This window comes from Micromonospora sp. NPDC050695, assembly GCF_040654415.1.
In the GTDB taxonomy this organism is placed as follows: domain Bacteria; phylum Actinomycetota; class Actinomycetes; order Mycobacteriales; family Micromonosporaceae; genus Micromonospora.
Genome location: NZ_JBFAHZ010000023.1, coordinates 1 through 26,955, shown reverse-complemented (window position 1 = coordinate 26,955; position 26,955 = coordinate 1). Strand labels below are relative to the sequence as shown.

Annotated in this window: 30 protein-coding genes; 12 read left to right on the top strand and 18 right to left on the bottom strand. The window is 73.0% G+C overall.

Features of this window, described 5'->3' with window-relative positions; translation table 11 throughout:
• Nucleotides 1–4 precede the first annotated feature (4 nt).
• The 5 genes from AB0H52_RS18870 (at nt 5) to AB0H52_RS18850 (ending at nt 4,502) form a co-directional block, all read left to right on the top strand.
• Nucleotides 5–697, top strand: coding sequence for an RDD family protein (locus tag AB0H52_RS18870; protein WP_357948864.1), 693 nt, complete (start codon nt 5–7; stop codon nt 695–697).
• Nucleotides 694–1,695 (top strand): RDD family protein, encoded by a 1,002-nt coding sequence (locus AB0H52_RS18865; protein WP_357948861.1) that lies wholly within the window; start codon nt 694–696, stop codon nt 1,693–1,695. The genes AB0H52_RS18870 and AB0H52_RS18865 overlap by 4 nt, the downstream gene beginning before the upstream one ends.
• Nucleotides 1,692–2,795 carry a histidinol-phosphate transaminase gene (gene hisC / locus AB0H52_RS18860; RefSeq protein ID WP_357948858.1) on the top strand — a complete coding sequence of 368 codons (1,104 nt, stop codon included), beginning with the start codon at nt 1,692–1,694 and terminating at the stop codon, nt 2,793–2,795. The genes AB0H52_RS18865 and hisC overlap by 4 nt, the downstream gene beginning before the upstream one ends.
• Before the next feature lie 134 nt (nt 2,796–2,929).
• Nucleotides 2,930–3,484 (top strand): hypothetical protein, encoded by a 555-nt coding sequence (locus AB0H52_RS18855; protein WP_357948853.1) that lies wholly within the window; start codon nt 2,930–2,932, stop codon nt 3,482–3,484.
• A gap of 127 nt (nt 3,485–3,611) precedes the next feature.
• On the top strand, nt 3,612–4,502 hold the full coding sequence (locus AB0H52_RS18850; protein ID WP_357948850.1) for a DUF916 domain-containing protein: 891 nt from the start codon (nt 3,612–3,614) through the stop codon (nt 4,500–4,502).
• Between the two features lie 41 nt (nt 4,503–4,543).
• Here AB0H52_RS18850 and AB0H52_RS18845 read toward each other — a convergent pair whose 3' ends face one another.
• The 6 genes from AB0H52_RS18845 to AB0H52_RS18820 form a co-directional block, all read right to left on the bottom strand.
• Entirely contained in the window at nt 4,544–4,885 is a 342-nt protein-coding gene (locus AB0H52_RS18845; RefSeq protein ID WP_151489227.1) for an LPXTG cell wall anchor domain-containing protein, read from the bottom strand.
• 99 nt (nt 4,886–4,984) lie between these two features.
• Nucleotides 4,985–6,241: a PQQ-binding-like beta-propeller repeat protein gene (locus tag AB0H52_RS18840; RefSeq protein ID WP_357948847.1), complete on the bottom strand. Its 1,257-nt coding sequence runs from the start codon at nt 6,239–6,241 to the stop codon at nt 4,985–4,987.
• 91 nt (nt 6,242–6,332) lie between these two features.
• A complete protein-coding gene (locus tag AB0H52_RS18835; RefSeq protein ID WP_151489225.1) occupies nt 6,333–6,818 on the bottom strand; it encodes an SRPBCC family protein in 486 nt (161 codons plus the stop codon).
• Nucleotides 6,819–6,952: 134 nt separating this feature from the next.
• Nucleotides 6,953–7,162, bottom strand: coding sequence for a DUF397 domain-containing protein (locus AB0H52_RS18830; RefSeq protein ID WP_151489224.1), 210 nt, complete (start codon nt 7,160–7,162; stop codon nt 6,953–6,955).
• Nucleotides 7,163–7,347: 185 nt separating this feature from the next.
• Nucleotides 7,348–8,544: a fumarylacetoacetase gene (gene fahA / locus AB0H52_RS18825; RefSeq protein ID WP_278126012.1), complete on the bottom strand. Its 1,197-nt coding sequence runs from the start codon at nt 8,542–8,544 to the stop codon at nt 7,348–7,350.
• Nucleotides 8,541–9,410, bottom strand: coding sequence for a hypothetical protein (locus AB0H52_RS18820; RefSeq protein ID WP_357948842.1), 870 nt, complete (start codon nt 9,408–9,410; stop codon nt 8,541–8,543). Before AB0H52_RS18820 ends, fahA begins: the two co-directional genes overlap by 4 nt.
• 94 nt (nt 9,411–9,504) lie before the next feature.
• On the opposite strand from AB0H52_RS18820, the gene AB0H52_RS18815 reads away from it, so the two are divergent.
• Complete coding sequence (locus AB0H52_RS18815; RefSeq protein ID WP_151489221.1) at nt 9,505–10,701, top strand: homogentisate 1,2-dioxygenase domain-containing protein; 1,197 nt, start codon at nt 9,505–9,507, stop codon at nt 10,699–10,701.
• Here the strand turns inward: AB0H52_RS18815 and AB0H52_RS18810 are convergent.
• From AB0H52_RS18810 to AB0H52_RS18795, 4 genes are read right to left on the bottom strand one after another with little or no spacing between them, the layout of a single operon-like run.
• Nucleotides 10,698–11,726 (bottom strand): tetratricopeptide repeat protein, encoded by a 1,029-nt coding sequence (locus tag AB0H52_RS18810; RefSeq protein ID WP_151489220.1) that lies wholly within the window; start codon nt 11,724–11,726, stop codon nt 10,698–10,700. The genes AB0H52_RS18815 and AB0H52_RS18810 overlap by 4 nt on opposite strands.
• 10 nt (nt 11,727–11,736) lie before the next feature.
• Nucleotides 11,737–12,219 (bottom strand): 2-C-methyl-D-erythritol 2,4-cyclodiphosphate synthase, encoded by a 483-nt coding sequence (ispF, locus tag AB0H52_RS18805; protein WP_357948838.1) that lies wholly within the window; start codon nt 12,217–12,219, stop codon nt 11,737–11,739.
• Nucleotides 12,220–12,235: 16 nt separating this feature from the next.
• Entirely contained in the window at nt 12,236–12,931 is a 696-nt protein-coding gene (gene ispD, locus AB0H52_RS18800; protein ID WP_151489218.1) for a 2-C-methyl-D-erythritol 4-phosphate cytidylyltransferase, read from the bottom strand.
• Between the two features lie 56 nt (nt 12,932–12,987).
• Nucleotides 12,988–13,473, bottom strand: a complete 486-nt coding sequence (locus tag AB0H52_RS18795) for a CarD family transcriptional regulator (protein ID WP_007073334.1) — start codon at nt 13,471–13,473, stop codon at nt 12,988–12,990.
• 327 nt (nt 13,474–13,800) lie between these two features.
• Between AB0H52_RS18795 and AB0H52_RS18790 the strand changes: the two genes are divergently transcribed.
• Entirely contained in the window at nt 13,801–14,469 is a 669-nt protein-coding gene (locus AB0H52_RS18790; RefSeq protein ID WP_151489217.1) for a hypothetical protein, read from the top strand.
• A gap of 45 nt (nt 14,470–14,514) precedes the next feature.
• Here the strand turns inward: AB0H52_RS18790 and AB0H52_RS18785 are convergent, their stop codons facing one another.
• From AB0H52_RS18785 to AB0H52_RS18770, 4 genes are all read right to left on the bottom strand, one after another.
• Complete coding sequence (locus AB0H52_RS18785; RefSeq protein ID WP_151489216.1) at nt 14,515–15,147, bottom strand: hypothetical protein; 633 nt, start codon at nt 15,145–15,147, stop codon at nt 14,515–14,517.
• A gap of 32 nt (nt 15,148–15,179) precedes the next feature.
• Complete coding sequence (locus AB0H52_RS18780) at nt 15,180–16,238, bottom strand: type III polyketide synthase (protein WP_151489215.1); 1,059 nt, start codon at nt 16,236–16,238, stop codon at nt 15,180–15,182.
• A gap of 85 nt (nt 16,239–16,323) precedes the next feature.
• On the bottom strand, nt 16,324–17,490 hold the full coding sequence (locus tag AB0H52_RS18775) for an acyl-CoA dehydrogenase family protein (protein ID WP_151489214.1): 1,167 nt from the start codon (nt 17,488–17,490) through the stop codon (nt 16,324–16,326).
• Nucleotides 17,491–17,531: 41 nt separating this feature from the next.
• On the bottom strand, nt 17,532–18,305 hold the full coding sequence (locus tag AB0H52_RS18770) for a methyltransferase domain-containing protein (RefSeq protein ID WP_151489213.1): 774 nt from the start codon (nt 18,303–18,305) through the stop codon (nt 17,532–17,534).
• Between the two features lie 45 nt (nt 18,306–18,350).
• Between AB0H52_RS18770 and AB0H52_RS18765 the strand changes: the two genes are divergently transcribed.
• The 4 genes from AB0H52_RS18765 to disA all read left to right on the top strand — a co-directional run bounded on the left by AB0H52_RS18765 (nt 18,351) and on the right by disA (nt 22,971).
• Nucleotides 18,351–19,190: a UbiA family prenyltransferase gene (locus tag AB0H52_RS18765; RefSeq protein ID WP_151489212.1), complete on the top strand. Its 840-nt coding sequence runs from the start codon at nt 18,351–18,353 to the stop codon at nt 19,188–19,190.
• 140 nt (nt 19,191–19,330) lie between these two features.
• Nucleotides 19,331–20,110 (top strand): hypothetical protein, encoded by a 780-nt coding sequence (locus tag AB0H52_RS18760; RefSeq protein WP_151489211.1) that lies wholly within the window; start codon nt 19,331–19,333, stop codon nt 20,108–20,110.
• A gap of 87 nt (nt 20,111–20,197) precedes the next feature.
• Complete coding sequence (gene radA / locus AB0H52_RS18755; protein WP_151489210.1) at nt 20,198–21,655, top strand: DNA repair protein RadA; 1,458 nt, start codon at nt 20,198–20,200, stop codon at nt 21,653–21,655.
• Nucleotides 21,656–21,786: 131 nt separating this feature from the next.
• The gene (disA, locus tag AB0H52_RS18750) at nt 21,787–22,971 is read left to right on the top strand and encodes a DNA integrity scanning diadenylate cyclase DisA (RefSeq protein ID WP_151489209.1); all 1,185 of its coding nucleotides are present in this window, start codon (nt 21,787–21,789) and stop codon (nt 22,969–22,971) included.
• 6 nt (nt 22,972–22,977) lie between these two features.
• On the opposite strand, the gene AB0H52_RS18745 is transcribed toward disA, so the two are convergent.
• The 3 genes from AB0H52_RS18745 to AB0H52_RS18735 form a co-directional block, all read right to left on the bottom strand.
• On the bottom strand, nt 22,978–23,697 hold the full coding sequence (locus AB0H52_RS18745; protein ID WP_151489208.1) for a hypothetical protein: 720 nt from the start codon (nt 23,695–23,697) through the stop codon (nt 22,978–22,980).
• A gap of 112 nt (nt 23,698–23,809) precedes the next feature.
• Nucleotides 23,810–24,382, bottom strand: a complete 573-nt coding sequence (locus AB0H52_RS18740; protein ID WP_151489207.1) for a peptide deformylase — start codon at nt 24,380–24,382, stop codon at nt 23,810–23,812.
• Nucleotides 24,379–24,891: an ACT domain-containing protein gene (locus AB0H52_RS18735; RefSeq protein WP_151489206.1), complete on the bottom strand. Its 513-nt coding sequence runs from the start codon at nt 24,889–24,891 to the stop codon at nt 24,379–24,381. The genes AB0H52_RS18740 and AB0H52_RS18735 overlap by 4 nt, the downstream gene beginning before the upstream one ends.
• Before the next feature lie 96 nt (nt 24,892–24,987).
• On the opposite strand from AB0H52_RS18735, the gene AB0H52_RS18730 reads away from it, so the two are divergent.
• Nucleotides 24,988–25,899 (top strand): A/G-specific adenine glycosylase, encoded by a 912-nt coding sequence (locus tag AB0H52_RS18730; protein ID WP_151489205.1) that lies wholly within the window; start codon nt 24,988–24,990, stop codon nt 25,897–25,899.
• Nucleotides 25,900–26,025: 126 nt separating this feature from the next.
• Here the strand turns inward: AB0H52_RS18730 and AB0H52_RS18725 are convergent.
• On the bottom strand, nt 26,026–26,955 hold a 930-nt coding region (locus AB0H52_RS18725), incomplete at its 5' end, for an AAA family ATPase (RefSeq protein ID WP_357948828.1).

The following is a 26,955-nucleotide window of genomic DNA, read 5'->3' as shown; positions in this document are numbered from 1 at the left end:
GAGCGTGACGCAGCCTCCGTCGTACCCGATGCCGCCGGCCGGTGGGCTCCCGCCCGCCGCCGGCGGCTTCGCGCCGCCCGGACCACACCCCCAGGGGTACGCCGTGCCGCCGCAGTACGCCCCACCCGGATACCCGCCGCCGCCCTGGCCGGTGACCCCGCCGCCGGCGCTGAGCCCGGGCGGGCAGCCGCTGGCCAGCTTCGGTGACCGGCTGCTGGCCTGGCTCATCGACACGGCACTGGCGAGCATCGTCTCGCTGGTGCTGTTCATGCCGGTCTTCCTGGTCCTCTGGTGGCGGATGTTCAGCGAGATGACCCGGACCAACCCGGACGGCACCCTCGTGGAGCCCGACCCGGCCACCTTCTTCACCCAGTTCTTCCTGCCGATGCTGCTGTTCCAACTCGGGCTGCTCGTGGTGCTGCTCGGGCTCTACTGGCTCTACCACGTGGAGTACCTCAAGCGCGGCGGCCAGACGCTCGGCAAGAAGCTCATGAAGCTGCGAGTGGTGCCGCTCGACCCGACCGGCACGCTCGACCGGCGGATGGCCGGCCGGCGGTGGCTGGTGCAGTACCTGGCGTGCTCACTGGCGCCGGGCCTGAGCTACGCCGACGGGCTGTGGCAGCTGTGGGACAAGCCCTGGCAGCAGTGCCTCCACGACAAGTTCGCCGGGACGGTCGTCGTTAAGGTGTCTGCGTGAGCGTTGAAGCCGGCTGGTACGTCGACCCCGCCGATCCTGAGACCCGGCGGTACTGGGACGGCGAGGGCTGGCTCGGTGCGCCCATCCCCGTCGACGCCACCCCACCGGACGGGCCACCACCGGCCGAGCCGCCGCCCGTCCCGGTCACCCCGGCGGTCCCCGCCGCGACGACCGCCGCACCGGGCTGGGCACCCCACCCCGGATCCGGCCCTCCCCCGGGGTACCGCCCACAGCCGGGGTACGGCCCGCAGCCGGGCCAGGGCGGCCCGGGTTGGACACCGCAGGCCGGCCCACCGGGTTGGCCGCCGCAGGGCGCTCCTCCTGGCTGGTCGCCGCAGGGCGCTCCCCCCGGGTGGGCACCGCAGGGCGTACCGCCGGGCTGGCCCGGACGGCCGCCCGAGCCACGCCCGCACGGCCTGAGGCTGGCCGGGTACGGCCGCCGCTTCGTCGCCCGGCTGATCGACTTCACCGTCGTCTTCGCACTGAACGCCCTGGTCAACGGCTGGTTCGTCTGGCGGCTGATCGAGGACATGCTGCCGTACTGGCGGGAGGTGTTCCGGCGGGCGTTCGCGGGCGACACCTCCACCGAGAACCTGCCGCAGATCGGCGAGCAGGCCGGACTGCTCCAGGTGGTCATCCTCCTGATCGCCACGGCGCTCTGGGCGGCGTACGAGGTGCCCGGGATGGCGGCCCGCGGGCAAACCTTCGGCAAGCGGGTGATGCGGATCCGCGCCGTGCCGCTCGCCGCCGACCAGCCGCTGGGCTTCGCCCGGGCGTTCGGGCGGTGGACCACCATGGGTCTGCCCACCCTGCTCTGGTACTGCGCCGGCCTCGGCCTGGTGCTGCAACTGGTCGACGCCCTCTCCCCACTCTTCGACCACCCGCTGCGTCAGGCGCTGCACGACAAGCGCGTACAGACGGTCGTCGTCGAAGTTCCTGTCAGCACCGATCCCACCCCCACGAACGACCGCGACCAACCCTCGGGAGACACCCCATGACCGACTCCGGACGTCACCAGCCGGCCCTGCGGCTGACCCGCGCCGACCTGGACGCGCTGCCCAGCTACGTGCCGGGGCGCAGCCCCGCCGACCTGGCCCGGGAACTGGGCCTGGCCGAGGCGATCAAGCTGGCCAGCAACGAGGTCCCGTACGGCCCGCTGCCCGGCGTGGTCGAGGCGGTCGCCGAGGCGGTCACCGCCTCGCACCGGTACCCGGACATGGGCGTGGTCGCGCTGCGCGACGCGCTGGCCGAGCGCTACGGGGTGGACGCCGAGCGGATCGCCACCGGCTGCGGGTCGGTGGCGCTCGCCGAGCACCTGGTCCGGGCCACCTGCCTGCCCGGCGACGAGCTGCTCCACTCGTGGCGGTCCTTCGAGGCGTACCCGATCATCGCGGCGACCAGCGGTGCGACGAGCGTGCGGGTGCCCAACGACGCCGGGCACGGTCACGACCTGGCGGCGTTGGCCGCCGCGGTGACCGACCGGACCCGGATGATCCTGGTCTGCAACCCGAACAACCCCACCGGCACCGCGGTACGCCGTACCGAGCTGGACCGCTTCCTCGACGCGGTTCCGGACGACGTGCTGGTGGTCATCGACGAGGCGTACCGGGAGTTCGTCACCGATCCGGAGGTGCCGGACGGGCTCGACTACCTGGACCGGCCGAACGTGGCGGTGCTGCGCACCCTGTCCAAGGCGTGGGGTCTGGCCGGGCTGCGGATCGGCTGGCTCGTCGCGCAGCCGGTGGTGGCGGCGGCGATCCGCAAGGTGGTGACGCCGTTCTCCACGAGCTCGGCGGCTCAGGCCGGCGCGCTCGCGGCGTTGGCCCAGGCCGCCGAGATGGAGCGTCGCTGCGCGCTGGTCGTGGCCGAACGGGACCGGGTCACCGAGGCGCTGCGCAAGTTCGTGCCCGACGTGCCGACCAGCCAGGCCAACTTCGTCTGGATGCCGCTGGGCGACCGGGCGGTGGCGTTCGGCAAGGCGTGCGAGGCGCGCGGGGTGATCGTGCGGCCGTTCGCCGGCGACGGCGTCCGGGTCACCATCGGCACACCGGCCGAGAACGACGCGTTCCTGGTCGCTGCGGAGGCGGCGCTGACCTGAGCGACCACAGTATGACCAAACGGTGACATAAGTCTGGTTTGTCTTGTTTCGAGCTTTATTTGCCCTATCTTCCGAAGTAGCCGGTGCGGCGCGGACCCGCGCCGGCTCACTTCGAGAAAACGGGGTAACGAACAGTGCGTACTGCCAAGATCTGCCTCGCCGGAGCGGCGGCCGCCGCGATGGTGGGCTTCCTCGCCGCGCCGGCCGCCGCCGCGCCCACCGACGACACGGCCACCACGTTCGAGGTGCTCGCCGGCACCCTCGACATCGTCGCGCCGGCCACCGCCGACCTCGGCACCGGCGCGCCCGGTGGCACCATCACCGGGCAACTCGGCACGGTGACTGTCACCGACTCCCGAGGCTCCGCCGACGCCTCCTGGGTCGCCTCGGTGACGGCGACGGTGTTCCAGACCGGCGGTGGCTCCCCGCCCGAGACGGTGCTGCCCTCCGAGATCGACTACTGGTCCGGTCCGGCGACCGCGACGACGGGCGACGGCACTTTCACCCCGGGGCAGGCCAACGCCGGCGCCGCCGCGCCGCTGGACAGTGTCACGCCGCTCACCGCGTTCACTCACGCTGGCGGCACCGGCGGCAACACCGCCGCCTGGAACCCCACCCTGGTGGTCAACGTCCCGCTGGACAGCATCGCGGGCGTCTACACCGGCACGGTGACACATTCGGTGGCGTGACCGCCGGGGGCGGTCGACCATCGCGGTCGCGCTCGCCCTGTTCTGCCTCGCCGGTCCGGGTCTGTCGACCCGGGCCGGCGCGGCCGAGCCGGACGCGGGATCGGACGAGGGCAGCATCGGGATCCGGTTGCTGGAGGCCCCGGCCGACCGCCGCGACGACCCCCGGGCGTTGCGCTACATCGTCGACCACCTGCCGCCGGGCACCACCATCAAGCGACAGGTGCTGATCGTCAACCGGACCGACGAGCGGCAGAAGATCGACGTCTATCCGGCGGCGGCGAGCCTGGAGAAGGGGAAGTTCGCCTTCGGCGAGGGACACGCGAGCAACGAGCTGACCTCGTGGATCACGCTCGACCACGAGGTGGTCGAGCTCGAACCGTCGCAGGAGGCCCGGGTCAGGGCGACCATCACGGTGCCGGAGAAGGCCTCCGCCGGTGAACGGTACGGGGTGATCTGGGCTTCGGCGGTCTCCGCACCGCGGCCCAGCGGCAGCGTCACCCAGATCCACCGGGTCGGCATCCGGATCTACCTGGACATCGGCCCCGGGGGTGAACCCGCCTCCGACTTCACCATCGGCGAGATGCTGCCGGCACGGAGCCCGCAGGGCGAGCCGTCGGTCGCCATCGAGGTCTCCAACACCGGGGGTCGGGCCCTGGACCTCACCGGCAGGGTGAGCCTCTCCGAGGGACCGGCCGGCAGCCGGGCCGGCCCGTTCGACGTCGTGCAGGGCACCACCTTGGCACCGGGCGCGTCCGGCCAGGTCACCGTCCGGTTTCCGAACGAGCTGACGAACGGGCCGTGGACGATCCAGGTCAACCTGGAGAGCGGCCTGGTGAAGAAGGACGCGACCCGGCAGATCGAGTTCCCCGCCCCGGGCAAGGTCGGCAAGCCCGGGACGCTCCTGTCCCGGATGGCTGCCGGCTGGAACCTGGCGATGACCGCCGCGGGTCTGCTGGTCGTCGCCGGCCTGATCTGGCTGGCCCGCCGGCACCGCAAACGGCTCTCGGCTGCGCGGTGAGCCGTCGGTCGCCGGCCGGTTCACGCCGCCCGCCGGCCGGTTCACGCCGCTCGTCGGCGACGGGCCACCGCCCAGCCGAGGAACACCAGGGCCAGCCCCAGCAACGCCAGCGCACCGGCCGCCGACGATCCCGACCCGGTCACCGGCAGCTCACCGCCGGAACTGGTGGGTGCGGGCTGCGTCGGGGCGGGCGGGGGCTGCGTCGGGTCCTGTGTGGGCCGGGCCGGTACGACCTCGAAGGTGACGCCGGTGTCCGCCGACGGCTCGGCCCGGACGGCGGTGACCACACTCGCCACGGCGTGCGGGGCGAACGCCGGCGTCACCGCCGGCGTGAGGCTCGCGGCCGCGGCGAGGACACCGCCGGCGAGCCGCCTGGCTGCCATCCGACCCATGCGCCGACCCCTTTCATCGCCAACCTGAACCGTGAGAAACGTACCTTTTCCGGTCAGAAGCGGTGAAAGTTTGTCGGCTCAGTGCCCCTATCAGGTGGCGGCCAGGATGAGCGCCTCGGCGGTCAGGTAGTACCGCTGGTCGTCTCCGTCCGGGTCGACCGGCTCGCGGAGTCGTTCCACCGCGACATAGCCGTCCGTGGCGGCCACCGCACCCGGCGCCCAGCCCGTACCGTCCGAGCCGACGTTGAGCGTGAAGCGGGACAGCTGCGCGCCGGTCACCGGGTCGAGCGTCACCAGCTCGTTCGCCTCGGTCAGCAGATGTACCCGGCCAGCCTGCACGGCGAGCACCCGCGCCGGGCCCAGGCCGCCGAAACGCCACAGCTCGGCACCCGTACGCGCCGACCGGCCCACCGCCACCCCGTCGCGCACCGCGACGGCCTGCTCGCCGGCCAGGGTCGCACCGGTCGGATCGAGCGCCGACGCGGGGATCGGCTCGCCGGTGCCCAGCAGCCAACCCCGGCCATCCGCGTCGCCCGGCCCGGAGGTCCGCAGCCCCGGGCAGTCCGACCGGCCGGCACGGCAGCCGAGCGGGGTCACCACCAGCTGATCGGGGCCGCCCGGCGGTCGCCAGCGCTCGCGCACCGCACCCGTGGCCGCGTCCCGGAACTCGACCGTGGCGGGCCCGGCGCAGGTGTCCAGGCCGATCAACTGCCCCGACACGGTGGTGCCGACGTCGCTGTGGCAGGGGCCGGGCAGGTCGACCCGCCACAGCTCCCGGCCGTCGGCCAACTCCACCCCGCGTGCCTGGGAGTCCCCGGTGACCACCAACACCGTCCGGCCGCCCGCGAGGTCGGTGAGGTAGAGCCCGCGCGGATCCCAGACGGTGGCCGCACCGGTGCGTCGCGGCACCGCGCCACCCTCGGCCGGCGCCGGCCCTCCGGCCCGCCACCGCACCCGACCGGTCGACGCGTCGAGCGCGACCACCTGACCGTCGGACCAGCGGCTGACCACGGTACGACCGCTGGCCACCACCCCGATCAGCTCCGCCGGCCAGCGCCGGTACGACCAGAACGGGCTGGTCCGGTACCGCCCGGTGACGGGCCGGTCGGCGTAGACCTGACGGTGCGCCGCGTACACCCGCAGCCGGGCATCAACGATCAACGGTGCGGCGGGGAGCCGGCCGATCACACCGGCGGCCGGTTGGGCCGCGGCCGGGTACTCACCCCGGGCCACCGTGCTCACCTCGGCCGGCGCGAGCACCCGGTGGACGACGAGCGCGACGACCGCGACGGCGAGCACCGCCGCGACCGCCATCACGAGCCGTCGCCGGCCCTTCGGGAACCCCATGCCGCACCTCCGCCCGGCACCCTACCCAGCGCAAGCGGCCGCACCCCGGCTGAGGTCACGTGACCCGCGGTCCGGGGCGGCGGCGAGGGTGTCAGGCGGCGTCGACGGAACCGACGGCGGTGGCCGCCGCGACGGTCAGGTCGGCGAGATCACGCCGGAGGGCCACCTCGACCGCCCGGGCGGCGAGCCCACCGAGCAGCAACGCGACCACCCGAGGGTACGGACCGGTCGGCACCGCCTCCTGGGTGACGGTGACCGCTGTGCACCCCCGGCGGCGACGCCGGACCGGCCGCAGACTCCAGGTGATCCGGTAGTCCACGTTGGCGCCGGACGAGCAGAGCACCAGCCGATGAGGGGCGAGGGCCTCCACCACCAGGAACTCCTCGATCAGGGTGCCGCCGCCCGGCTGGGCGCGTTCCTCGCGCCACGCGGTGCCCGGCCCGAACGGACCGGGTGTGAGCAACTCGGTGGGGCCGGCGGCGGTCATCCGGGCGGCACGGCCGGGCAGGTCGGTCAGCAGACGCCAGACATCGACGGCGTGTGCCTCGATGAACCCGGTAACCGCCACCGTCGACATGCCACCCTCCCGTGTCGTCGACGGTACGCGGCGTGAGCGCCGGACGGGGCCCCCGGGACGGAATTTCCACCACCCGGAGGCCCCGCTGTCCTTTTCGGCGGCCACATCGCACCGGTTGACCGGTGCGGTGCCGCTCAGCGTTCGAAGCGACCGGCCTGAATCGCTCCGATGAACGCTGTCCATCCCGGCGGGCTGACGGCCAGTGTGGGGCCGGCCTGATCCTTGGAGTCGCGGACCGCGACCAGACCGAGGACGTCGACCAGGTTGTCCGCCACTTCCACGCAGAGCCCTTGATCGTTGGAGCGGCTACTGGTACGCCAGACCGCGCGCGCGAGATCGTGCATCGTCTACCTCCGTGTGCGATGGGTTGCCCCACCGCTGACACCCGGGCGAGGGCCCGGCGCGTACCGCCGGTGGGGCGACGGAATCCGCGACGATCAACGCGGCAACCCGGCCTGGCCATCGCACAGTCGGTGCGATCAAGAGTCCCGTCGACGAGACAGGAGCCGGCCCCTGCACGGCACAGCGCTCAACGGGCCGGGCGGACCGTGCCGGTGACCTCGCCGAGGGCGATGGAGGTGCCGTCCGGGCCGGGCGCGGTGGCGGTGATGGTCACCGTGTCTCCGTCGGCCAGGAAGGTGCGGGTCTCGTCGCCGAGCCGCACCGGCTCGGCGCCGCCCCAGGTCAACTCCAGGAACGACCCGACCTGCCCCCGGTCAGGGCCGGAGACGGTGCCCGAGGCGTACAGGTCGCCGGTACGCAGGGACGCGCCGTTGACGGTGAGGTGCGCCAACTGCTGCGCCGGCGTCCAGTACATGGTGGCGAACGGCGGCTCGCTGACGCGTTCGCCGTTCCACTCGACCGCCAGCCGGAGGTCGAGCCCGAGGTGCGGCACGTCGCGCAGGTAGTCGACCACCGGCGGGTCCTGGTCGGGGGCCGGCACGAATGCGTCGGCGAGCGCGTCCAGCGGCGTCACCCAGGCCGAGACGGAGGTGGCGAAGGACTTGCCGAGGAACGGGCCGAGCGGCTGGTACTCCCACGCCTGGATGTCCCGGGCCGACCAGTCGTTGACCAGCACCACACCGAAGACGTGGTCGGCGAAGTCGTCGACGGACACCCGGTCGCCCAACGTGCTGGGTACGCCCACCACGAAGCCCACCTCGGCCTCGATGTCCAGGCGTACCGACGGGCCGGTGACCGGACCCTCGGCGGAGGCCCGCTGCCCGGTCGGCCGGGTCACCGGCGTGCCGGAGACGACGACGGTGCCGGCCCGCCCGTGGTAGCCGATCGGCAGGTGCTTCCAGTTCGGCAGCAGCGGCGGCTGACCGGGGCGGAAGATCTGCCCGACGTTCGACGCGTGGTGCTCCGACGAGTAGAAGTCGACGTAGTCGGCCACCTCCACCGGGAGCAGCAGCTCCACGTCGGCCAGGGGCACCAGCAGCGGCTCCACCGCGGCCCGGTGCGCCGGGTCGGTCAGCAACTCCGTGATCCGCTGCCGTACCGACGTCCACTGGGGACGGCCCAGCGCCATGAAGCCGTTCAGGGTGGGCCGACACAGCGTGCCGGCGGCCAGCACCAGATCGGCGGCCTCCGCCCCGGCCAGGTCGAACACCCATGACCCGATCCGTACGCCGATCCGCGGCTCGCCCCCGTCCGACCGGAACACTCCGTACGGCAGGTTCGTCACCCCGTACGGCGACCCGTCAGCGCCGGTCACCCAGGTCATGCGTCGTAGCCCCCGTTCACCAGCCCCAGCCGGATCAGATCGGTCAGTGGTTCCAGGATGCTGCACGAGCCGAAGCCGACCCACAGGGGGCGCGGCGCGTCCAGCCCCGCGTTCGCGCGTTCCAGCAGGGGACGCGGGTCGAGCACGGTGAGCAGCTCGGTGACCGCCCCCACGCCCTCGCCGTGGGCGGCCGCCAGCGTCGCGGCCAGCACGTTGGCGTAGCCGTGGTGGGTGAAGCCGGTCTCCGGGTCGAGGTGCCGGACCGCCTCGTGCAGCCCGGCCGTGAGCTTGAACGGCAGGTCCCGGTCGCGGCAGGCGCAGATCACGGCGGCCAGCTCGGCCGGGGTGGGGAACAGCTCGGCGGCGAGACCGCCGGTGCGGAACTTGGCGGCGATCGGCACCCCGTCCGCGCGGGCGGCGGCGAGCGCGTCCAGCGCACCCATCAGCCCGAAGGTCAGCGGCAGCTCGGCGTAGACGGTCTCGACGCCCGGCAGCGTGCCGGTCAGCGCCAGCAGTTCGGCGATGCCGGGCAGCGGGTCCTCGCCCCGCTTGGCGACGGCCACCTCGATCTGGCGTGCCGTGACGCCGTCCGGGGCCAGAAAGGAGTGCGCGAGGGGCAGGCCGCTGATCCCGGTGTCGCCGATCAGGCCGACCACCAGGCCCTCGCCGGGATCGACGAGACCGCTCAGCTCGCCGGACGCGACGGTCGAGGCGGGCAGGAGCAGCGGGCCGACCAGGTCGGCGTACCAGGCGGCGCGGTGTCGGCGGTGGGCGGTCAGCGCGTCGGCGAGCGTGGCGCTGCCCGGAGGGAAGACGGCGGCGTCGTCCACCAGGCCGTCGAGGAGTGCGGGCACCTGCGTTGACACGGAACAAGAATGTACGGGACGCTACGAGGAACGGACAACAGCGTCCGATTATCGGACGCCACCGGCCGGTGAACGGGACTTATCGGGAGGCGAGATGCCGTACTACCGCAGCGTCGGCGAGGTGCCCCGCAAGCGCCACACCCAGTTCCGCCAGCCCGACGGCAGCCTCTACGCCGAGGAGCTGATGGGCCAGGAGGGCTTCTCCTCCGACTCGTCCCTGCTCTACCACCGGCACGCGCCCACCGCGATCCTCGCCGCCGACGAGTTCACCCCGCCCGCGTTCACCCGGGCACCAAACCTGCCGCTCAAGCCCCGCCACCTGCGCACCCACAAGCTGGACACCGGCGGCGCCGACCCGATCCTCGGCCGGCAGTACCTGCTCGCCAACGACGACGTACGGATCGGGTACGTGCTCGCCGACCGGCCCTCGCCGCTGTTCCGCGACGCCACCGGCGACCACTGCCTCTACGTCGAGGCGGGCACGATGCGGGTCGAGTCGCCGTTCGGGGCACTGGACGCGGTCGCCGGCGACTACGTCGTCATCCCCACCTCGACCATCCACCGGCTCGTGCCCACCGGCGACCAGCCCGTCCGGCTGCTCACCGTCGAGGCGTCCGGGCACATCGGCCCGCCCAAGCGCTACCTCTCCGTCCGCGGCCAGTTCCTGGAGCACTCGCCGTACTGCGAGCGCGACGTCCGGGGGCCGGACGCGCCGCTGCTCGTCAACGGCGAGGAGGTCGAGGTGCTGGTCCGCCACCGGTCCCGGGCCGCAGGCCCCGGTGGCAGCGGCACTGCGTGGACTCGTCACACCTATGCCAACCACCCGTTCGACGTGGTCGGCTGGGACGGGCACCTCTACCCGTGGGCGTTCTCCATCCACGACTTCGAGCCGATCACCGGCCGCATCCACCAGCCCCCGCCCGTGCACCAGACCTTCCAGGGGCCCAACTTCGTCATCTGCTCCTTCGTGCCCCGCAAGGTCGACTACCACCCGGACTCGATCCCGGTGCCGTACAACCACCACAACGTCGACTCCGACGAGATGCTCTTCTACACCGGCGGCAACTACGAGGCCCGGCGCGGCTCCGGCATCGAGCAGGGGTCGATCTCGCTGCACCCGTCCGGCTTCACCCACGGCCCCCAGCCGGGCGCCGCCGAACGCTCCATCGGCGCGGACTACTTCGACGAGCTGGCCGTCATGGTCGACACCTTCCGCCCGCTGGATCTCTGCGACGCGGCCCGCACCTGCGAGGACGACGCGTACGCCTGGACCTGGGCGCGACGGGCCTAGCGGATCGCGGTACGGGTGAAGACGGCGAACTCGGCGATCGCGGTGGCGGCGATGGCCAGCACCAGCGGCCACGGCGAGCCGACCACCGCGTACACCAGGAGCAGCACGGGCGCGGCTCCCACCGCGTAGATCGCCAGCGCCATCGCCCGATCCGAGTGCACCAGGGCGGGCAGCACCGTCCGGGTCAGCCCCGGCAGGCGTGCGGCGAGCTGCCACACCACGACCCCACCGGTCAGCGCGGCGAGCACCGCGACGACGCGGGAGAGCCCGTCGTTGGCCGAGGCCGCGAACGCCACCAGCACCGCCGCCACCAGCGACCAGCCCGCGCCCCAGAGCACCAGGCGGTGCAGGCCGTACGCGATGGTCCGCCCGGAGTCCATCCGGCTCGGGCTGATGGTGACCGCCTCGGCGACATGTTCCAACGCCTGCGACCAGCGGCGCTGCTCGAGGCGGATGACACCCACGTCGTGGGGGGCGTCAGCGAGGAGAGGGTCGAGCCGCAACGCCTCCCGGTAGGCCCGCTCGGCCAGGTCGAACAGCTCCAGCCGGGCGGCGACCAGACCGAGCACGAGGTGCGCCTGCGGTTCGTCCGGCGCCAGCTCGACCCCGCGCCAGGCCGCGTTGAGCGCCGGCTGGCCGTTGCGCGAGTCGGCCAGGATCGCCGCCGCGCTGCGCTGGGCGTACGCGTCGTCGGCGCCGAGCGCGAGGAGCCGGTCGGCGGTGGCGGCCGACTCCGGGTACCGCCCCAGGTCGGCCAGCGCCATGGCACGGGTGACCAGTGGCGGAAGAGCATCCGGTGCGGCGGCCACGGCCGCGTCGGCGGCGGTGAGCGCGTCCGCCGGCCGGCCGGCGGCCAGGTGCACCCGGGCCAGCATGGTGAGGGCGTCCGGGGCGTCGGGGCGCAGGGCGAGCCCGTAGGTCAACTCACCGGCCGCCTCGTCGTGGCGGCCGAGTTCGGCGAGGAGCTGGGCGCGCTGGACGTAGCCGTCGGCGGCGGACTGGTCGGGGGTGGGATCGGTGGACATCGCGGCGAGCCTAGGCGGCCGGAGCGTCGTACACCAGCGCCACCGCGATGCCGGCCAAGCCTTCCTCCCGGCCGGTGAAACCGAGGCCGTCGGTGGTCGCGGCGGAGATGGTCACCGGGGCGTCGACGGCGTCGGAGAGCACCTGCTGGGCCTCCTCCCGGCGGCGACTGATCTTGGGTCGGTTGCCGACGACCTGCACGGACACGTTGCCGATCTCCAGGCCGGCGGCACGCACCCGCCGGGCCGTCTCGGTCAGCAGGGCCACCCCCGACGCGCCGGCCCACTCCGGCTGACCCACCCCGAAGACGGAGCCGAGATCACCGAGGCCGGCGGCGGAGAGCAGCGCGTTGCAGGCGGCGTGCGCGGCCACGTCGGCGTCCGAGTGCCCGGCCAGGCCATCCTGGTCGGGCCAGAGCAGGCCCGCGACCCAGCAGGGCCGGCCGGGCTCGAACGCGTGCACGTCGGTGCCGATGGCCACCCGGGGAACGATCATGACCCGAGGGTACGCGTCAGCCGCCGGCGGCGAGCAGATGCTCCGCGAGCGCCAGGTCGAAGGGCCGGGTGATCTTCAGGGCGTACTCGGAGCCGGGCACACAGCTCACGGTGATGCCCTGCTTCTCGACGAGACCGGCGTCGTCGGTGAGCGGGTCGCCCGCTGCGGCGTGCGCCGCGGTGAGCACAGCCCGGCGGAAACCCTGCGGGGTCTGCACCGCGCGCAGGGCGGACCGGTCGACGGTGCCGAGCACCACCTCGCCGGCACCGACCTCCTTGATCGTGTCGACGACCGGCAGCACCGGGATCACCGCGTCCCGGCCGGACCGGACCGCCGCCGCGACGGACTCGACCAGCTCGGCAGGGGTGAGCGCGCGGGCGGCGTCGTGCACGAGGATGATCGTCGGGCCGGCGGGCACCGCGGCCAGCGCGGCGGCCACCGACGCCTGCCGCTCCGCCCCGCCGGGCACCACGGTCACCGGTGCCACCGGGGCGAGCAGCTCGCGGACGGCCGTCACCTCGGCGGCCGGCGCCGCCACCACGATCGTGTGCACCGAGGGTGCCGCCGCCAACCGCCGTACGGCGTGCACCAGCAGCGGTTCGCCGGCGAGCAGGCGCAGCGCCTTGGGCCGGCCGGGGCCGAGTCGTACACCGGCACCCGCCGCAGGCACGAGGACCGCGACGTCACCGCGCGGATTGAGCTGCGCGGTCACGTCGCGGTCCTCGGTGGTTTCTTCGCTACGAATCGGATACGACGGTGCTGTGCGGACTAGGCCTCGGTGAGCACCTTGTCGAGCAGCGTCTCCGCCTCGTCCTTGGTGCTCTTCTCCGCCAGCGCGACCTCGCCGACGAGAATGTCGCGGGCCTTGGCGAGCATCCGCTTCTCACCCGCGGACAGGCCCCGCTCCCGCTCCCGGCGCCACAGGTCACGCACGACCTCGGCGACCTTCAGCGGGTTGCCGGAGGCCAGCTTTTCCAGGTTGGCCTTGTAACGCCGCGACCAGTTGGTCGGCTCTTCGGTGTGCGGAGCCCGAAGAACGTCGAAGACCTTACCGAGGCCCTCTTCGCCAACCACCTCGCGCACGCCCACGATCTCGGCGTTCTCGGCGGGCACCCGGACCGTCAGGTCACCCTGCGCGACCCTCAGGACGAGATATTGCTTAGGCTCGCCCTTGATGACCCGAGTCTCGATTGCCTCGATGAGTGCGGCCCCGTGGTGGGGGTAAACAACGGTCTCGCCGACACTGAAAACCATAGGTTCGAAACCCCTTTCGCTGTGTCTAGGGTAACACGGTCAGGCACCGATGTCTCACCGATGTCCTGACCGTTGGCGCAGCTCAGGGGCCCTGTGAGAGGTCTTTCTTCAGCTTGACAGGCGGTCAAACCGATGGTTCGAACACGCTCCGTAACGCACGGATGACTGCCCGGTACGGGTGAACAGAACGTCGAGATCAAGGGCTATGCGCTCACTTCATGGTATCCCGGGCAGCGGGACCGCGCCCAGGTGTAGCGAGAGGTGCCCCCGATGGGGGACGCTGGAGGCCGAACAGCATTCCGCTCTCGAGACGCTTCAGGGGGTCCGATGGGCAAGCCGGACGCAGAGGGCCACGGGCCGTCCGACGGCCTGCCCGACCTGCCACCCGAATGGGGTCGCGTGGTCATCCCCGACGACGCCTCGGCGCTCGCCAGCGAGGCCGCACAGCTCCGCCGTGAGCTACGCCGCGCCGCCGGCCCACACCGGGCGCTGGCCCTGCCGATGCTGGTCCTGCTGATCGCGGTGCTCACCACGCTGGCCGGCCTGCTCGCCGTCACCTGGCCTCGCGCCACCCGCGGCACCGACCGGCCGACACCGACACCGTCCTCACCACCCGCGTCCCTCACTGGCCGGGCGTTGCCCGCGCTGGACCTGGTTGACGCCGGCCAGGCGCCGGTGCCGCTGCGCGGCCTGCTGCCCGCCATGATCATCCTGGTGGACGACTGCGCGTGCCCGGACGTCGTCGCCGAGGCCGTCGCCGCAGCGCCCGCCGGGGTCACCGTGGTCACCGTGACCGAAGGGCGGGCGGTCAGCACCCCACCGCCGATCAACGGCGTCCGGGCACTTGCCGACCCCGCCGGCGGGCTGCGCTCGTTCCTGGGGCCCGGTGCCGCGACCGCACTGCTGGTCGACCGCACCGGCGTGGTCACCCGGGTGCTGCCCGACCTCGGGCCGGTCGACGCGTACCGGGACGACCTGAGCGCCCTCGCCGCCTGACCGGCCCTCACCGCCCGACCGGCCCGCGCCGTCTGAGGGGCCTGCCTAGCGCGGAGGCAGGGCGACGAGCTGCACCTCGACGTCGATGGGCTGGTCGCCGACGGCCGACAGGGACACCCGGAACGGCCCGCCACCGGGCAGCACCTCGGCCGAGGCGACCGAGCCGTCGCAGTCGATGCGCGGCGGGCCGGCGATCTCGGCCCCGGTGCCCGTCACCGCCATGGCGCCCGGTCGGGTGCACCGGTACTGCAGCAGATAGCGGGAGCCGTCGTCGGACGCCTGCCTGGTCAGCCCCTGGCCCGGCGCGAGTTCCCGGTCCTCCCGCCAGATCGTCTGGTGGAACGACGGCAGGTCACTCCCCGAGGAGAGCACCCCCTCGTCGCTGTCGATGCCGGTGAGCGCGCCCGTCGTGGGGTCGATCAGCGACGGGCGGCGCTGGAAGCTGATGATGTCGCCGGTCTGCGGATCCACCCGCATCGTCACCCGCTCATCGAGCGCACCGGAGGCGACGACCCGGTCCAGGTCGGTGCTGACGCTCGACGCGGCCGTCGGCGGGCCGGCCGACCCGGCCGTCGGGGCAGGGGCGGCGGCCCGCCACCACCAGCCGCCCACCGCCAGCACGGCCAGGGTCACCCCGACCAGCACCACCGACCGCAGCCGATCGTCCGCCGTGTCCATGGTGCTGAGCGTACCGCCGGGCCGCGCGGAGATCACTCCTGTCGATCGAGAAGGGCCGCGTACAGGGTGAGGCCGGGGCCGAACGCCAGCATGACGATCCGGCGGGGCGCCGTGGCCGCGCGGCTGAGCCGATCCACGATCAGCAGCACCGTCGGCGAGGAACAGTTGCCGTGCTCGTCGAGCGTCGCCCGGGACGCCGCCAACGCCTGCGGCGGCAGAGCCAACTCCCGCTCCACCACGTTGAGGATCCGCGGCCCACCCGGGTGCACCGCCCAACCGTCCACCTCGGAACCGGTCGTGCCGTGCCGGGCCAGCAGGTCGTCGACCAGAGCACGCACATGCCGGGACAGCACCTGCGGCACCTTCGGCGACAACCCCATCCGGAAACCGGCGTCGGTCACGTCCCAGGTCATGTGGTCCGCCGTCGAGGTGTCGGTGACCGAGGTGACCTCACGCAGCGCGTACCCCCGACCATCCGGCACCACCACGGCGGCGACCGCGGCGTCCGAGAAGAGCGCGTGCGAGACGATCTGCTGAGTGTCCACCCGGGCGCTGGACGGCTGGATGTGCAGGCTGGTCAACTCCGCGCAGAGCAGCAGCGCCGGACGCCCCCGGGCGGTGACGAAGTCACTCGCCGCGCCCAGCCCTGGCAGTGCTGCGTAGCAGCCCATGTGACCCACGAACATCCGCTGCGTGTCCGGAGCCATGCCGAGATCCCGGGCCAGCAGGATGTCCAGCCCCGGGGTGGCGTACCCGGTGCAGGAACAGACGATGAACAACCCCACGTCGCCGGCACCGAGCCCGGCCGCCGTCAACGCACGACCGACCGCCTCCTTACCCAGCGGCAACGCCTCCACCTGGTAGCGGCGCATCCGGCGTTCGGTCGGCCAGTCCGAGACGTCCTCCAACAGGGGATTGACGGCCGCCTGCCGCCGGGTCACCCCCGAGTTGGCGAAGATCCGCTGAGCCAACGACCGGGTGGTGCCGGAGAAGTGCCGGGAGAAGAAGCCCTCCCACAACTCGTCCTGCGAGGCCGACGGCGGCTGCGCCGTTCCGAGCCCCGCGATCACTGGTACGGGCACGATCCCCACCTCTCGTCCGAAGCTGTCCTCCCCCGGTCCGTCCCCCCGGCCATCGTGCCCGGCCGTCGCACCACCTCACCCGAGCCGCGCCGGCTCACCAACGCGGAGTCGATCCGTCGCGGTCCGGGTCGCCGCCCAGCGCGGCGATGCCCAGCCAGTCGGCGCAGACATCCGACGTCGCCGGGTGCAACGACCCGCAACGGGCGTCCCGGTAGAGCCGCTCCAACGGATGGCCGCGCCGCGTCGCCGAGGTGCCCGCCGCCTCCAGCACCGACGCCGCCACCTCGGCGGCCGTGGTGCCGGCGAGCAGCTTGGCCCGCCACACCCACCGGTTGGTCTCCGCGTCGCCCGGCGCATCGTCCACCCGGCGGGCCGCCTCGGCGACCACCAGCCGGGCCGCCGCGGTCGCCGCGTCCGCCCGCCCCAACCGCGCCCGCACCGCCGGCAGGCCGGCCAGGTTGCGGGCGTTGAGGTGCTCGGCCGCCGCGTCGATCGCCGCCTGGGCCACCCCCACGTAGACCGCCGCGTAACTCGCCACCAGCCAGTGCGGCATCAGCTGGGCGACCACCAGGGCCAACCCCTCCACCCCACCGAGCAGCCGGTCGGCCGGCACGGTGACGTCCAGGTGCAGGTCATGCGAGGAGGTGGCACGCATGCCGAGCGCGTCCCAGGTCGGCTCGACGGTCAACCCGTCGCCGGCCGGCACCAGGAACTGGGACACCACCGACTGGTCGGCGGCACTGCGCGCGGCCACCAGGTAGCCGTCGGCGTGCCCCGCCCCCGAACAGAAGGTCTTGCTGCCCTTGAGATGCCAGCCGCCGTCGGTCGCCTCGTAGACCGTACTCAGTTGCGAGAGCCGTGCGCCGGCACCGCGTTCGCTCATCGCGACCGCGTACCACGAACCCTGCGCCGCCGCGGTGAGCAGCCGATCCCGGGCGGCCAACGCCTCGTCCGGCACACCCAGCGCCTCGGCCAACTCCTCGGTGACGGCACCCAGCGCCCCGGTGACCGACGCGTGCATGTTGAACACCAGGGCCGTCGCGCCGTTGCCCCGGGCAAGCTCGGTGGCCACGGCGGAGTACTCGGCGAAGCTGGCGCCGAGACCACCCAGCGCCCGGGGCACCATCAGCCCGAACAGGCCGGCCTCCCGCAGGTCACGAAAATCCTCGACCGGGAAGGAGCCGTCCCGGTCGTGCTCCGCCGCCCGCGCGGCGAACCGCGGCGCCAACCGGCGGGCCGCCTCCAGCGCGTGCACCGTCATATTCGCCCCCTTCTCGGCGTCCATACCCCCGCCACGGCCGACTATCCCTTGCGGACCCCCCGGCCCTGGTAAAGCACGGCCGTGGAACGGGTCGGCACGATGCGCGGGGCGCGGCCGACCGCCACCGCACCGGAGGACCGGGACGCGCGGGCCCGCCGCACCAACCAGGCCAGCAGGCCGCCCACCTGCGGCCGAATCCCCCGCAGCCGCAGGTCGACGCCGTGCCGGGCGCACTCGGCCACCAGCTCGCGAGCGTCCACAAACAACTGTGGATCGTGGATGCCGCGCGGCACCGTCGGCAGACGCTCGGCGATGCGTACCGCGACGAGCCGCGCCAGCGCCGTGTCGTTCAGGGTGTCCAGCACCAGCAGGCCACCGGGGCGCAGCATCCGACACGCCTCGGCTACCACACGCGGCCACGCCGGCACATGTTCCAGCAGCTCGCCGGCGGAGACCACGTCGGCGCAGCCGTCCGGCAGCGGGACCGACGTGGCGTCGGCCTGCACGACGCGTACCCCGTGCTCGGCGGCCTGGACCAGCGCCGACCGGGTCAGGTCCACCCCGACATGCCGGTAACCCTTACCAGCCAGGTGTGGCGCGAGCAGGCCGGCGCCACAGCCCAGGTCGACGAGGAGCGCGTCGGGCCGACTCGCCGGCGGCACCAGCGCCGCGCGGGCCTCCGCCAGCCAGTGCAGCATCGCGAACGCGCCATCCGGCCGCCACCACTCACCGGCCAGGTCGTCGTACTGGCGCGGATCGTTGCGCGGCAGCACCCGGGGGCCGGTGGACGCCGGGGCCGCAGCCACGTCTCGCATGGCACGAGCGTGGCACGACTGCTCGGTAACGACCAGACTTCCCTTATGTCGTCGAGGGTGTTAGGGCTGGTCAGGGCGAGCCATCCGGAACCGGCCGCAGCGGTGACCACGGTGGCCGGTCTGCTGGCCTGGGGGGTGGGGCACCGACCGTCCGGAATCGCCTCGGTGGTGCTCGCCGTGCTGGCCAGCCAGCTGGCCGTCGGGTGGACCAACGACGCGCTGGACGCCGAGCGGGACGCCACCGTGGGGCGTACCGACAAACCGGTCGCAGCCGGCGCGGTCGGCCGGCGCACCACGGCCTGGGCCGCCGCGGTGGCCGCGGTGGCCTGCCCGCTGCTGGCGCTGACCACGAACCCCACGGCGGCGTTCTGGCTCACCGTCGCCCTGGTCTCCGCGCTGCTCTACGACTGGCCGCTCAAGGCCACCGCGTTCTCGGTGCTGCCCTACGCGGTCTCGTTCGGGGCACTGCCCGCCTTCGTGGTGCTGGCCCTGCCCGGCCAGCCGACCCCGCCGGCGTGGCTGCTCACCGCTGCGGCGTGCCTCGGCGCCGGCGCGCACTTCGCCAACGTGCTCCCCGACCTGGCCGACGACGCCCGCACGGGTGTGCGCGGGCTGCCGCACCGGCTGGGCGCCACCGGCAGCCGGCTCGCCGCCGCCACGCTCCTGCTCGCGGCGACCGCCGCCCTGGTCCTCGGGCCACCCGGGCCGCCGTCGGCGGTCGGCGTCGCGGCGGTCGGCGCGGCCGCCGTGGTACCGCCGCTGAGCTGGTACGCCGGTCGCTCGGCGCTCCGGGCCGGCCGGCGGCCGGTGGCGGCCTTCCGGGGGGTCATGCTGATCGCCCTCATCGACGTGGTCCTGCTGGTGGCGAGCGGTCGGGTGGTGTGACCGGCACCCGGGAAGGTGGCATTGCCGGGTCCGCGTGCGGGCCTCGATCAGCCCCAACTACCCTGGAGCGCGGTCTGCGCGGGTATGGCCACCGTGCCCGGCGTGGAGGCCGGGTGGGGATTGTGACGAGGAGGACCGACGTGACGCGCTCGATCAGGGGATCCCGGCGGGCGGCCCTGTTGCTGTCCGGGATCGCGGCGGCCAGCCTGCTGGCGTCCGGCTGCGGCACCGGTCAGATCGCCGAGACCGCTTTGAAGGAGCCGTCGATCCAGGGCGTCAACCTCACGACCAGCAACGGCTCGTACTCGGTGCGCGGCCTGCTGGTCGACTATCCGGGCCCCGAGGGCTACCGGGCCGGTCAGGACGCCCTGCTCAACGCCGTGATCTACAACGACTCCAAGGAGACGGTGACGGTCACCGTCACCACCGACAGCGCCCGCGAGCTGGTGATCAGCAGCGGTTCGGCGAGCCCGTCGCCGTCCGCCTCGGAGTCCGCGTCGCCCAGCGCGACCCCGTCCGATTCGTCCAGCCCGTCGACCTCCGGGTCCCGCTCGGCCAGCCCGTCGGCGACCCCCTCCGAGACCGGGTCGTCCTCGGCCACCCCGTCCGCCCCGGAGTCGGCGCGGGCGTCGGGTTCGGCCAGCCCCGCCGCGCCGGGTCAGCCGGCCCGCATCGAGCTGGCCCCGCTGAGCTACCTCCAGCTCAACTCCGAGGCCACCACGCAGCTCCGGCTGATCGGCCTGACCGAGGCGCTGCGTTCCGGCCAGAACGTCTTCGTTACCTTCGACTTCGGTAACGGCAACACGGTCAGCGGCCAGGCGCCGATCGCGGTGCCGCTCACCCCGGCGGCGCCTCCCTCGCCGATCATCGAGCGTGAGGGCGGCTACGAGGGCAACGAGGGCGGCACGACCCACGACTGACCCGGCACCCCGACATCGACGAACGCCCCGGCGTGGTGACCACCACGCCGGGGTGTTTTCGTCGTACGAGAGGGCTAGCGTCCTGATGTGACCACCTCCCGATCGACCTCTCCGCGCGGCGGGACGGCCGGTGCCCCCCGCGCTCGGTCCGCCCCACGCGATCCGCGTCCGGCCTACGAGTGCGACGCCTGCGGGCACCAGCCACCCAAGTGGGTGGGGCGCTGCCCGGAGTGCGGCGAGTGGGGTTCGGTGGTCGAGTCCACGGTGACCGGGCCGACCGTCTCCGGGCGGGTGGTCAGTTCCCGGATGCCGTCCGAGCCGGCCCGACCGATCGCCACCATCAGCGCCGCTCCGGCCCGCGCCCGACCCACCGGGGTGAGCGAGCTCGACCGGGTGCTGGGCGGTGGCCTGGTCCCGGGCGCGGTGGTGCTGCTCGCCGGCGAGCCCGGGGTGGGCAAGTCGACCCTCCTGCTGGACGTCGCACAGCAGTGGGCGGTGGGCGCCGGCAGCCCGTCGCTGGTGGTCAGCGGTGAGGAGTCGGTCAGTCAGGTGCGGTTGCGTGCCGAGCGGATGGGCACGCTGCACGACCAGCTCTACCTCGCGGCCGAGAGCGACCTGGCCTCCGTGCTCGGGCACCTCGACGCGGTCAAGCCGGGCCTGCTGGTGCTCGACTCGGTGCAGACCATCTCGACCACCGGCACCGAGGGGGTGCCGGGCGGGGTGACCCAGGTCCGGGCGGTCACCGCGGCCCTGGTGTCGGTCGCCAAGGAGCGGGGCATCGCCACCGTGCTGGTCGGGCACGTCACCAAGGACGGCCAGGTCGCCGGCCCCCGGGTGCTGGAGCACCTGGTGGACGTGGTGCTGCACTTCGAGGGCGACAAGCACTCCTCGTTGCGGCTGGTGCGCGGCGTCAAGAACAGATTCGGCGCGGCCGACGAGGTCGGCTGCTTCGAGATGCACGAGGGCGGCATCAGCAGCCTCGCCGACCCGTCCGGCCTGTTCCTGACCCGCTACTCGGAGCCGGTCCCCGGCACCTGTGTGACCGTGGCCATGGAGGGGCGTCGTGCCCTGGTCACCGAGGTGCAGGCACTGATCGGCGCGACGGTGGCCGGTTCACCCCGCCGCACCGTCTCCGGCCTCGACTCGGCCCGGCTGGCGATGGTGCTCGCGGTGCTGCAACGTCGTACGGAGCGCTTGACACTGCACGACCGGGAGGTCTTCGCGGCCACCGTGGGTGGCATCCGGGTGGTGGAGCCGGCCGCCGACCTGGCGGTGGCGTTGGCGGTCGCCTCCGGCGGGCTCAACCTGGCCATCGCACCGCACCTGGTGGCGATCGGCGAGGTGGGGCTCACCGGCGAGGTGCGTCGGGTCGGTGCGGTGCCGCGTCGGCTGGCCGAGGCGGCCCGGCTGGGGTTCAAGGTGGCGCTGGTGCCGCCCGGCTGTGGCCCGGAGAGCACCGGTGCCGGCCCCGGGCAGATGCGGGTGACCGAGGTCACCGACGTCCGTTCCGCACTGCATCATGCGGCGCGCGCGTCCGCCGAGTGACCCACCGTGCCGGCGCGGAGGGCGATACCGGACAGCACGCCGCAAGCGGGCAACGGTTGTAAGGGCGGCATCGTGACACATCACAGTAACCACGACAGCACCCACCGCACGGCAGTCCGTAGACTGTGCCCGTGCCGATCGACCGCGATACCACCAAGCCAGCCGGCGCGCCGCCCCACGCCCGCACCGGCGCCGTGGGCTCGCCCGCCCGCCCGATCAGCGTGAGCGTGACCGCGGGGGCCACCGGGAGCGCCGGGGACCCGCTACGGGCCAACCTCGCCCTGATGGCGCCCGGCACCGCGCTGCGCGACGGTCTGGAGCGCATCCTGCGCGGCCGCACCGGCGCGCTCATCGTCCTCGGCTACGACAAGGTCGTCGAGGGTCTGTGCACCGGCGGCTTCCCCCTGGACGTGGAGTTCTCCGCGACCCGGGTGCGCGAGCTGTGCAAGATGGACGGCGCGGTCGTGCTCTCCAGCGACGGCACCCGGATCGTCCGGGCGGCCGTGCACCTGATGCCCGACCCGTCGATCCCGACGGAGGAGTCCGGCACCCGGCACCGCACCGCCGAGCGGGTGGCGCGGCAGACCGGCTACCCGGTCATCTCGGTCAGCCAGTCGATGCGGATCATCAGCCTCTACGTCAACGGTCAGCGCCACGTGCTCGACGACTCGGCGGCCATCCTGTCCCGCGCCAACCAGGCGCTGGCGACCCTGGAGCGCTACAAGCTCCGCCTGGACGAGGTCTCCGGGACGCTCTCCGCGCTGGAGATCGAGGATCTGGTTACCGTCCGGGACGCGGTGGCCGTGGTGCAGCGGCTGGAGATGGTCCGCCGGATCGCCGACGAGATCGCCGGTTACGTGGTCGAGTTGGGCACCGACGGCCGGCTGCTCGCCCTCCAACTCGACGAGCTGATGGCCGGCGTGGACGCCGACCGGACGCTGGTCATCCGCGACTACCTGCCGGTCGGGCGCAAGTCCCGCACCCTGGACGAGGCGCTTGTCGAACTGGACCTGCTCGGCGCCACCGAGCTGATCGACCTGGTGTCGGTGGCCAAGGCGATCGGCTACCCGGCCGCATCGGACGCGCTGGACGCCGCCGTCAGCCCCCGTGGCTTCCGGCTGCTGGCGAAGGTGCCGCGGCTGCCGGTGGCGGTGGTCGACCGGCTGGTGCTGCACTTCGGCAGCCTCCAGCGGCTGCTGGGCGCGACCGTGGAAGACCTGCAGGCCGTCGAGGGTGTCGGCGACGCCCGTGCCCGGGGCGTCCGGGAGGGGCTGTCCCGGCTCGCCGAGGCGTCCATCCTGGAGCGGTACGTCTGATCCGGCTCAGCCGGTGATGGTGAGCTTCACGGGAGCGCTGAGCTTCGTGCCGACCCGGGCGAGCACCTGGTAGGTGCCCGCGGGCGGGAACGGCCCGGCCGCCAGGCCGTTGTCGTCGCAGCGGGTGGTGTCGCGCCCGTTCCAGCCCACCTGGTAGGAGCGCTCGAAGTCGGGCGTGAAGGACTGCACGTCGGAGCCCTGGACCTTGCCGCAGGTGTCGGACGACCAGACCTTCTCGGCACCTGACTTGATGAAGATCTCCTGAAGGTCGGCGCCGACGTTGCGGCTGCACGTCCTCTCGGAAACGTTCTTGATCTTGAGCTGGAGGTCGACGACCATCCCGCGCTGCACCGAGACCGGCCGTGCCACCGACGTCACGCTGATCTCGGCGTCGGTGCAGGTGCCGTCGTCCACCGAGCCGGCGGCCGTACCCGGCGGCGGGTTGTTGCTGGTGATCTCGGGGCTCGGACCCGTCGTGGCCGGATCAGCGGACGCGGGCACCGACGGGGCGCCGGTCTGCGGAGTCAGCACCGGCCCACCGGCCCCCGGCGGCGCAGCGGACGACGCCGAGGGCGACCCGCCCGCCTTCGGCCGGCCGCCGTCGGAACGACCCGAGCCGGTGCACGAGTAGAGCAGGACAATCAGGAAGAGAAGCCCCGCTCCGAGTACGACGGCGCGACGCCGCCAGTACACGGCGGGTGGCAGGGGGCCGACCGTCAGACGCATGATGCCCCCCACGGTAGCCGCGCGACGCCCAGCAGTCCGGCGCGACGCGCCGGAAAGGCCACGACCCGCCACTCCAACCCTCCACTGAGGACAGCAGCGGCGCGGGCCCCGTTCAGAGGTAGACCTTGCGCTGATAGACCGCGTGCGCACTTGCCACCCGGTCCAGGAACAGCAGCCCCGCGCAATGGTCGATCTCATGCTGCAAGGCCCGCGCCTCGAAGCCGTCGGTCACCAACCGGACCGACTCCCCACTGCCCGGCAGATCACCCTCCACCACCAGCCGGCTGGCCCGCTTCACGTCCCCGGTCAGATCCGGCACCGACATGCACCCCTCCCGGCCCGGCTTCCACCGGGTGGCCTCCACCACCCGGGCGTTGCACAACACGAAGGTGCCGTGCACCGTGACCGCCTTCGGATGCCCCGTCACATCGACCGCGAAAACCTGGGCGCCCACCCCGATCTGCGGCGCCGCCAACCCGACGCAACCCGGCGAGACCCGCATGGTCGCCACCAAATCGGCGGCCAACCGGACCGTCTCCTCGGACGTCGGATCGACCACACCGCCGGCCCGACTCAACACCGGATGCGGGGCCGACACCACCGCCCGGATCTCGCCCTCGACGGACAACGACTCCGGCGTCCAGTCACCCAGACCGGCGTACGCCCCGCCCTGCCCGCCGGTCACAGCAGATCCGGGTCCGCCGGCCGGAGCGTGACCTCCACGCCCAACTCGGCAGCCGTCCGATCCAACCGGTCGACGAGCGTCTCGGCCACCCCCGCCGGCAACTCGACTTCGGCCAGCACCACATAGAGCGAGCCCGCCAAGCGGGTACTCAGATCGGTGACGTTCCCTCCCGCGTCCACCAGCACCCGGGTCATCGCCGCCACGATGCCCATCCGGTCCGAACCGTGCACCGCCATCACGTACGGCTCACCCCCCGGAGGCACCTCGCCGTCCGGGGTGACCGCGCGTACCGTCGCCAGCAGTTGACCCTCCGCGGCCAGCGGCGCCAACGCGGCCTCGACCTCCTCGGCGGCCGGACCGGTGCAGATCAGGGTCATCGCGAAATGCCCCCGCAGCCTCGTCATCGTGCTGTCGGTGAGGTTGGCGCCCAGCCGGGCCAGCACCTCCGCGACATCGGCCACGATGCCCGGCCGGTCCCGACCGATGACGGTGATCGCGAGCTCGTTCATCCGCGCATTCTCCCCGATCCGCCCGCCGCCGCCGCGACACCCCGCCCGATCCGCCCATCCAGCGGGAACACGCCCCGTGACATCATCGACGACGCCATGACTCAACCCGATTTCGCCACCCTGGTCAGCCGATGGTTCCAGCAGAACACCCGGGACCTGCCGTGGCGTGCACCCGGCGTCACCCCGTGGGCCATCCTCGTCAGCGAGGTCATGCTCCAGCAGACGCCCGTCGTCCGGGTGGTGCCGGCCTGGCAGGCATGGCTGGCCCGCTGGCCCGACCCGGCCTCGTTGGCGGCGGACACCCCCGCCGAGGCGATCCGGATGTGGGGACGCCTCGGCTATCCCCGCCGGGCCGTCCGGCTGCGCGAATGCGCCGTCGCGATCGTCGACCGGCACGGCGGCCAGGTGCCCGACCGGCTGGAATACCTGCTGGCACTGCCGGGAGTCGGCACGTACACGGCACGCGCGGTGGCCGCGTTCGCGTACGGGCAGCGGCACCCCGTCGTCGACACCAACGTACGTCGCGTGGTGTACCGGGCCGTGGCAGGTGAACCGGACGCCGGACCGGTCACCCGACCGGCCGACCTGGTCGCCACCGAAGAGTTGCTGCCGGCGCAGCCGGCCGCCGCGGCACTGGCCAGCGCCGCGTTCATGGAACTGGGCGCGGTGATCTGCACGGCCCGATCACCACGCTGCACGGCCTGCCCGGTCGAGTCGGTCTGCGCGTGGCGGGCCTCCGGCCAGGAGGCACCGGCCGGACCGACCCGTCGCCCGCAGCGGTACGCGGGCACCGACCGACAGGTACGCGGACTGCTGCTCGGGGTACTCCGGGAAACCACCGGGCCGGTGCCACACCAGCGCCTGGACCAGGTCTGGACCGACGACGTCCAGCGTGCCCGCGCCCTGGCGGGGCTGGTCCAGGACGGGCTGGTCGAACCGGTCGACACCGATTCCTTCCGCCTGGCCGGTGACGGCCCGACCCCACCGGCGGCAACCCTCACCCCCTGACCCACCCCGCCCCGGTCTGTGGCTGGTCGGCGGCATCAGCCTGAGCGGGATGAACGAGCGCGCACAGAAAGGGCGGAGCCCCGGTGGCTTGTGCCACCGGGGCCCCGCCCTTTGCTGCTGGTAGTGCTACTCGTCCGCGCCTGCGGTGGCGGTGCTGCCGCCGAGGTCGGCCGGCACGGCGTCCGGAACTTCCACCGGCTTCTCCGCGCCCCGGAAGACGAGCTTGGACTTGTCGATGTCGTTCGGGTCGCCCTCGCAGTCCACCACGACGATCTGACCCGGGGTCAGCTCGTTGAACAGGATCCGCTCGGACAGGTTGTCCTCGATGTCGCGCTGGATCGTGCGACGAAGCGGACGGGCACCGAGCACCGGGTCGAAGCCCTTCGCCGCCAGGTACTTCTTGGCGTTGTCGGTCAGCTCCAGACCCATGTCCTTGTTGCGCAGCTGCGTCTCGATCCGCTGGATCATGATGTCCACGATCGAGAGGATCTCGGTCTGGCGCAGCTGGTGGAAGACGATGGTGTCGTCGATCCGGTTGAGGAACTCAGGCCGGAAGTGCTGCTTGAGCTCGTCGTTGACCTTCTGCTTCATCCGGTCGTAGTTGGACTCGGAGTCCTCCGACGCCTGGAAGCCCAGCGACACCGCCTTGGCGACGTCACGGGTGCCCAGGTTGGTGGTCAGGATGATGACCGTGTTCTTGAAGTCCACGATCCGACCCTGACCGTCGGTGAGCCGACCGTCCTCCAGGATCTGGAGCAGCGTGTTGAAGACGTCCGGGTGGGCCTTCTCGATCTCGTCGAAGAGGACCACCGAGAACGGCCGACGCCGCACCTTCTCGGTCAGCTGCCCGCCCTCGTCGTAACCGACGTAGCCGGGAGGGGCACCCACGAGCCGGGAGACCGTGTAGCGGTCGTGGAACTCGGACATGTCCAGCTGGATGAGGGCGTCCTCGCTGCCGAAGAGGAACTCGGCGAGCGCCTTGGACAGCTCGGTCTTACCCACACCGGACGGGCCGGCGAAGATGAACGAGCCCGACGGGCGCTTCGGGTCCTTCAG

What these genes read in the sequence shown, in the direction of transcription:
- AB0H52_RS18730 (WP_151489205.1), top strand. Translation starts at nt 24,988, where the DNA reads ATGACTCAACCCGATTTCGCCACCCTGGTCAGCCGATGGTTCCAGCAG.
- AB0H52_RS18745 (WP_151489208.1), bottom strand. Translation starts at nt 23,697, where the DNA reads ATGCGTCTGACGGTCGGCCCCCTGCCACCCGCCGTGTACTGGCGGCGT.
- AB0H52_RS18785 (WP_151489216.1), bottom strand. Translation starts at nt 15,147, where the DNA reads ATGGACACGGCGGACGATCGGCTGCGGTCGGTGGTGCTGGTCGGGGTG.
- AB0H52_RS18815 (WP_151489221.1), top strand. Translation starts at nt 9,505, where the DNA reads ATGCCGTACTACCGCAGCGTCGGCGAGGTGCCCCGCAAGCGCCACACC.
- AB0H52_RS18830 (WP_151489224.1), bottom strand. Translation starts at nt 7,162, where the DNA reads ATGCACGATCTCGCGCGCGCGGTCTGGCGTACCAGTAGCCGCTCCAAC.
- AB0H52_RS18845 (WP_151489227.1), bottom strand. Translation starts at nt 4,885, where the DNA reads ATGGCAGCCAGGCGGCTCGCCGGCGGTGTCCTCGCCGCGGCCGCGAGC.
- AB0H52_RS18765 (WP_151489212.1), top strand. Translation starts at nt 18,351, where the DNA reads ATGTCGTCGAGGGTGTTAGGGCTGGTCAGGGCGAGCCATCCGGAACCG.
- AB0H52_RS18840 (WP_357948847.1), bottom strand. Translation starts at nt 6,241, where the DNA reads ATGGGGTTCCCGAAGGGCCGGCGACGGCTCGTGATGGCGGTCGCGGCG.
- AB0H52_RS18735 (WP_151489206.1), bottom strand. Translation starts at nt 24,891, where the DNA reads ATGAACGAGCTCGCGATCACCGTCATCGGTCGGGACCGGCCGGGCATC.
- AB0H52_RS18810 (WP_151489220.1), bottom strand. Translation starts at nt 11,726, where the DNA reads ATGTCCACCGATCCCACCCCCGACCAGTCCGCCGCCGACGGCTACGTC.
- AB0H52_RS18795 (WP_007073334.1), bottom strand. Translation starts at nt 13,473, where the DNA reads ATGGTTTTCAGTGTCGGCGAGACCGTTGTTTACCCCCACCACGGGGCC.
- AB0H52_RS18775 (WP_151489214.1), bottom strand. Translation starts at nt 17,490, where the DNA reads ATGACGGTGCACGCGCTGGAGGCGGCCCGCCGGTTGGCGCCGCGGTTC.
- hisC (WP_357948858.1), top strand. Translation starts at nt 1,692, where the DNA reads ATGACCGACTCCGGACGTCACCAGCCGGCCCTGCGGCTGACCCGCGCC.
- AB0H52_RS18790 (WP_151489217.1), top strand. Translation starts at nt 13,801, where the DNA reads ATGGGCAAGCCGGACGCAGAGGGCCACGGGCCGTCCGACGGCCTGCCC.
- AB0H52_RS18835 (WP_151489225.1), bottom strand. Translation starts at nt 6,818, where the DNA reads ATGTCGACGGTGGCGGTTACCGGGTTCATCGAGGCACACGCCGTCGAT.
- AB0H52_RS18770 (WP_151489213.1), bottom strand. Translation starts at nt 18,305, where the DNA reads ATGCGAGACGTGGCTGCGGCCCCGGCGTCCACCGGCCCCCGGGTGCTG.
- fahA (WP_278126012.1), bottom strand. Translation starts at nt 8,544, where the DNA reads ATGACCTGGGTGACCGGCGCTGACGGGTCGCCGTACGGGGTGACGAAC.
- ispF (WP_357948838.1), bottom strand. Translation starts at nt 12,219, where the DNA reads ATGATCGTTCCCCGGGTGGCCATCGGCACCGACGTGCACGCGTTCGAG.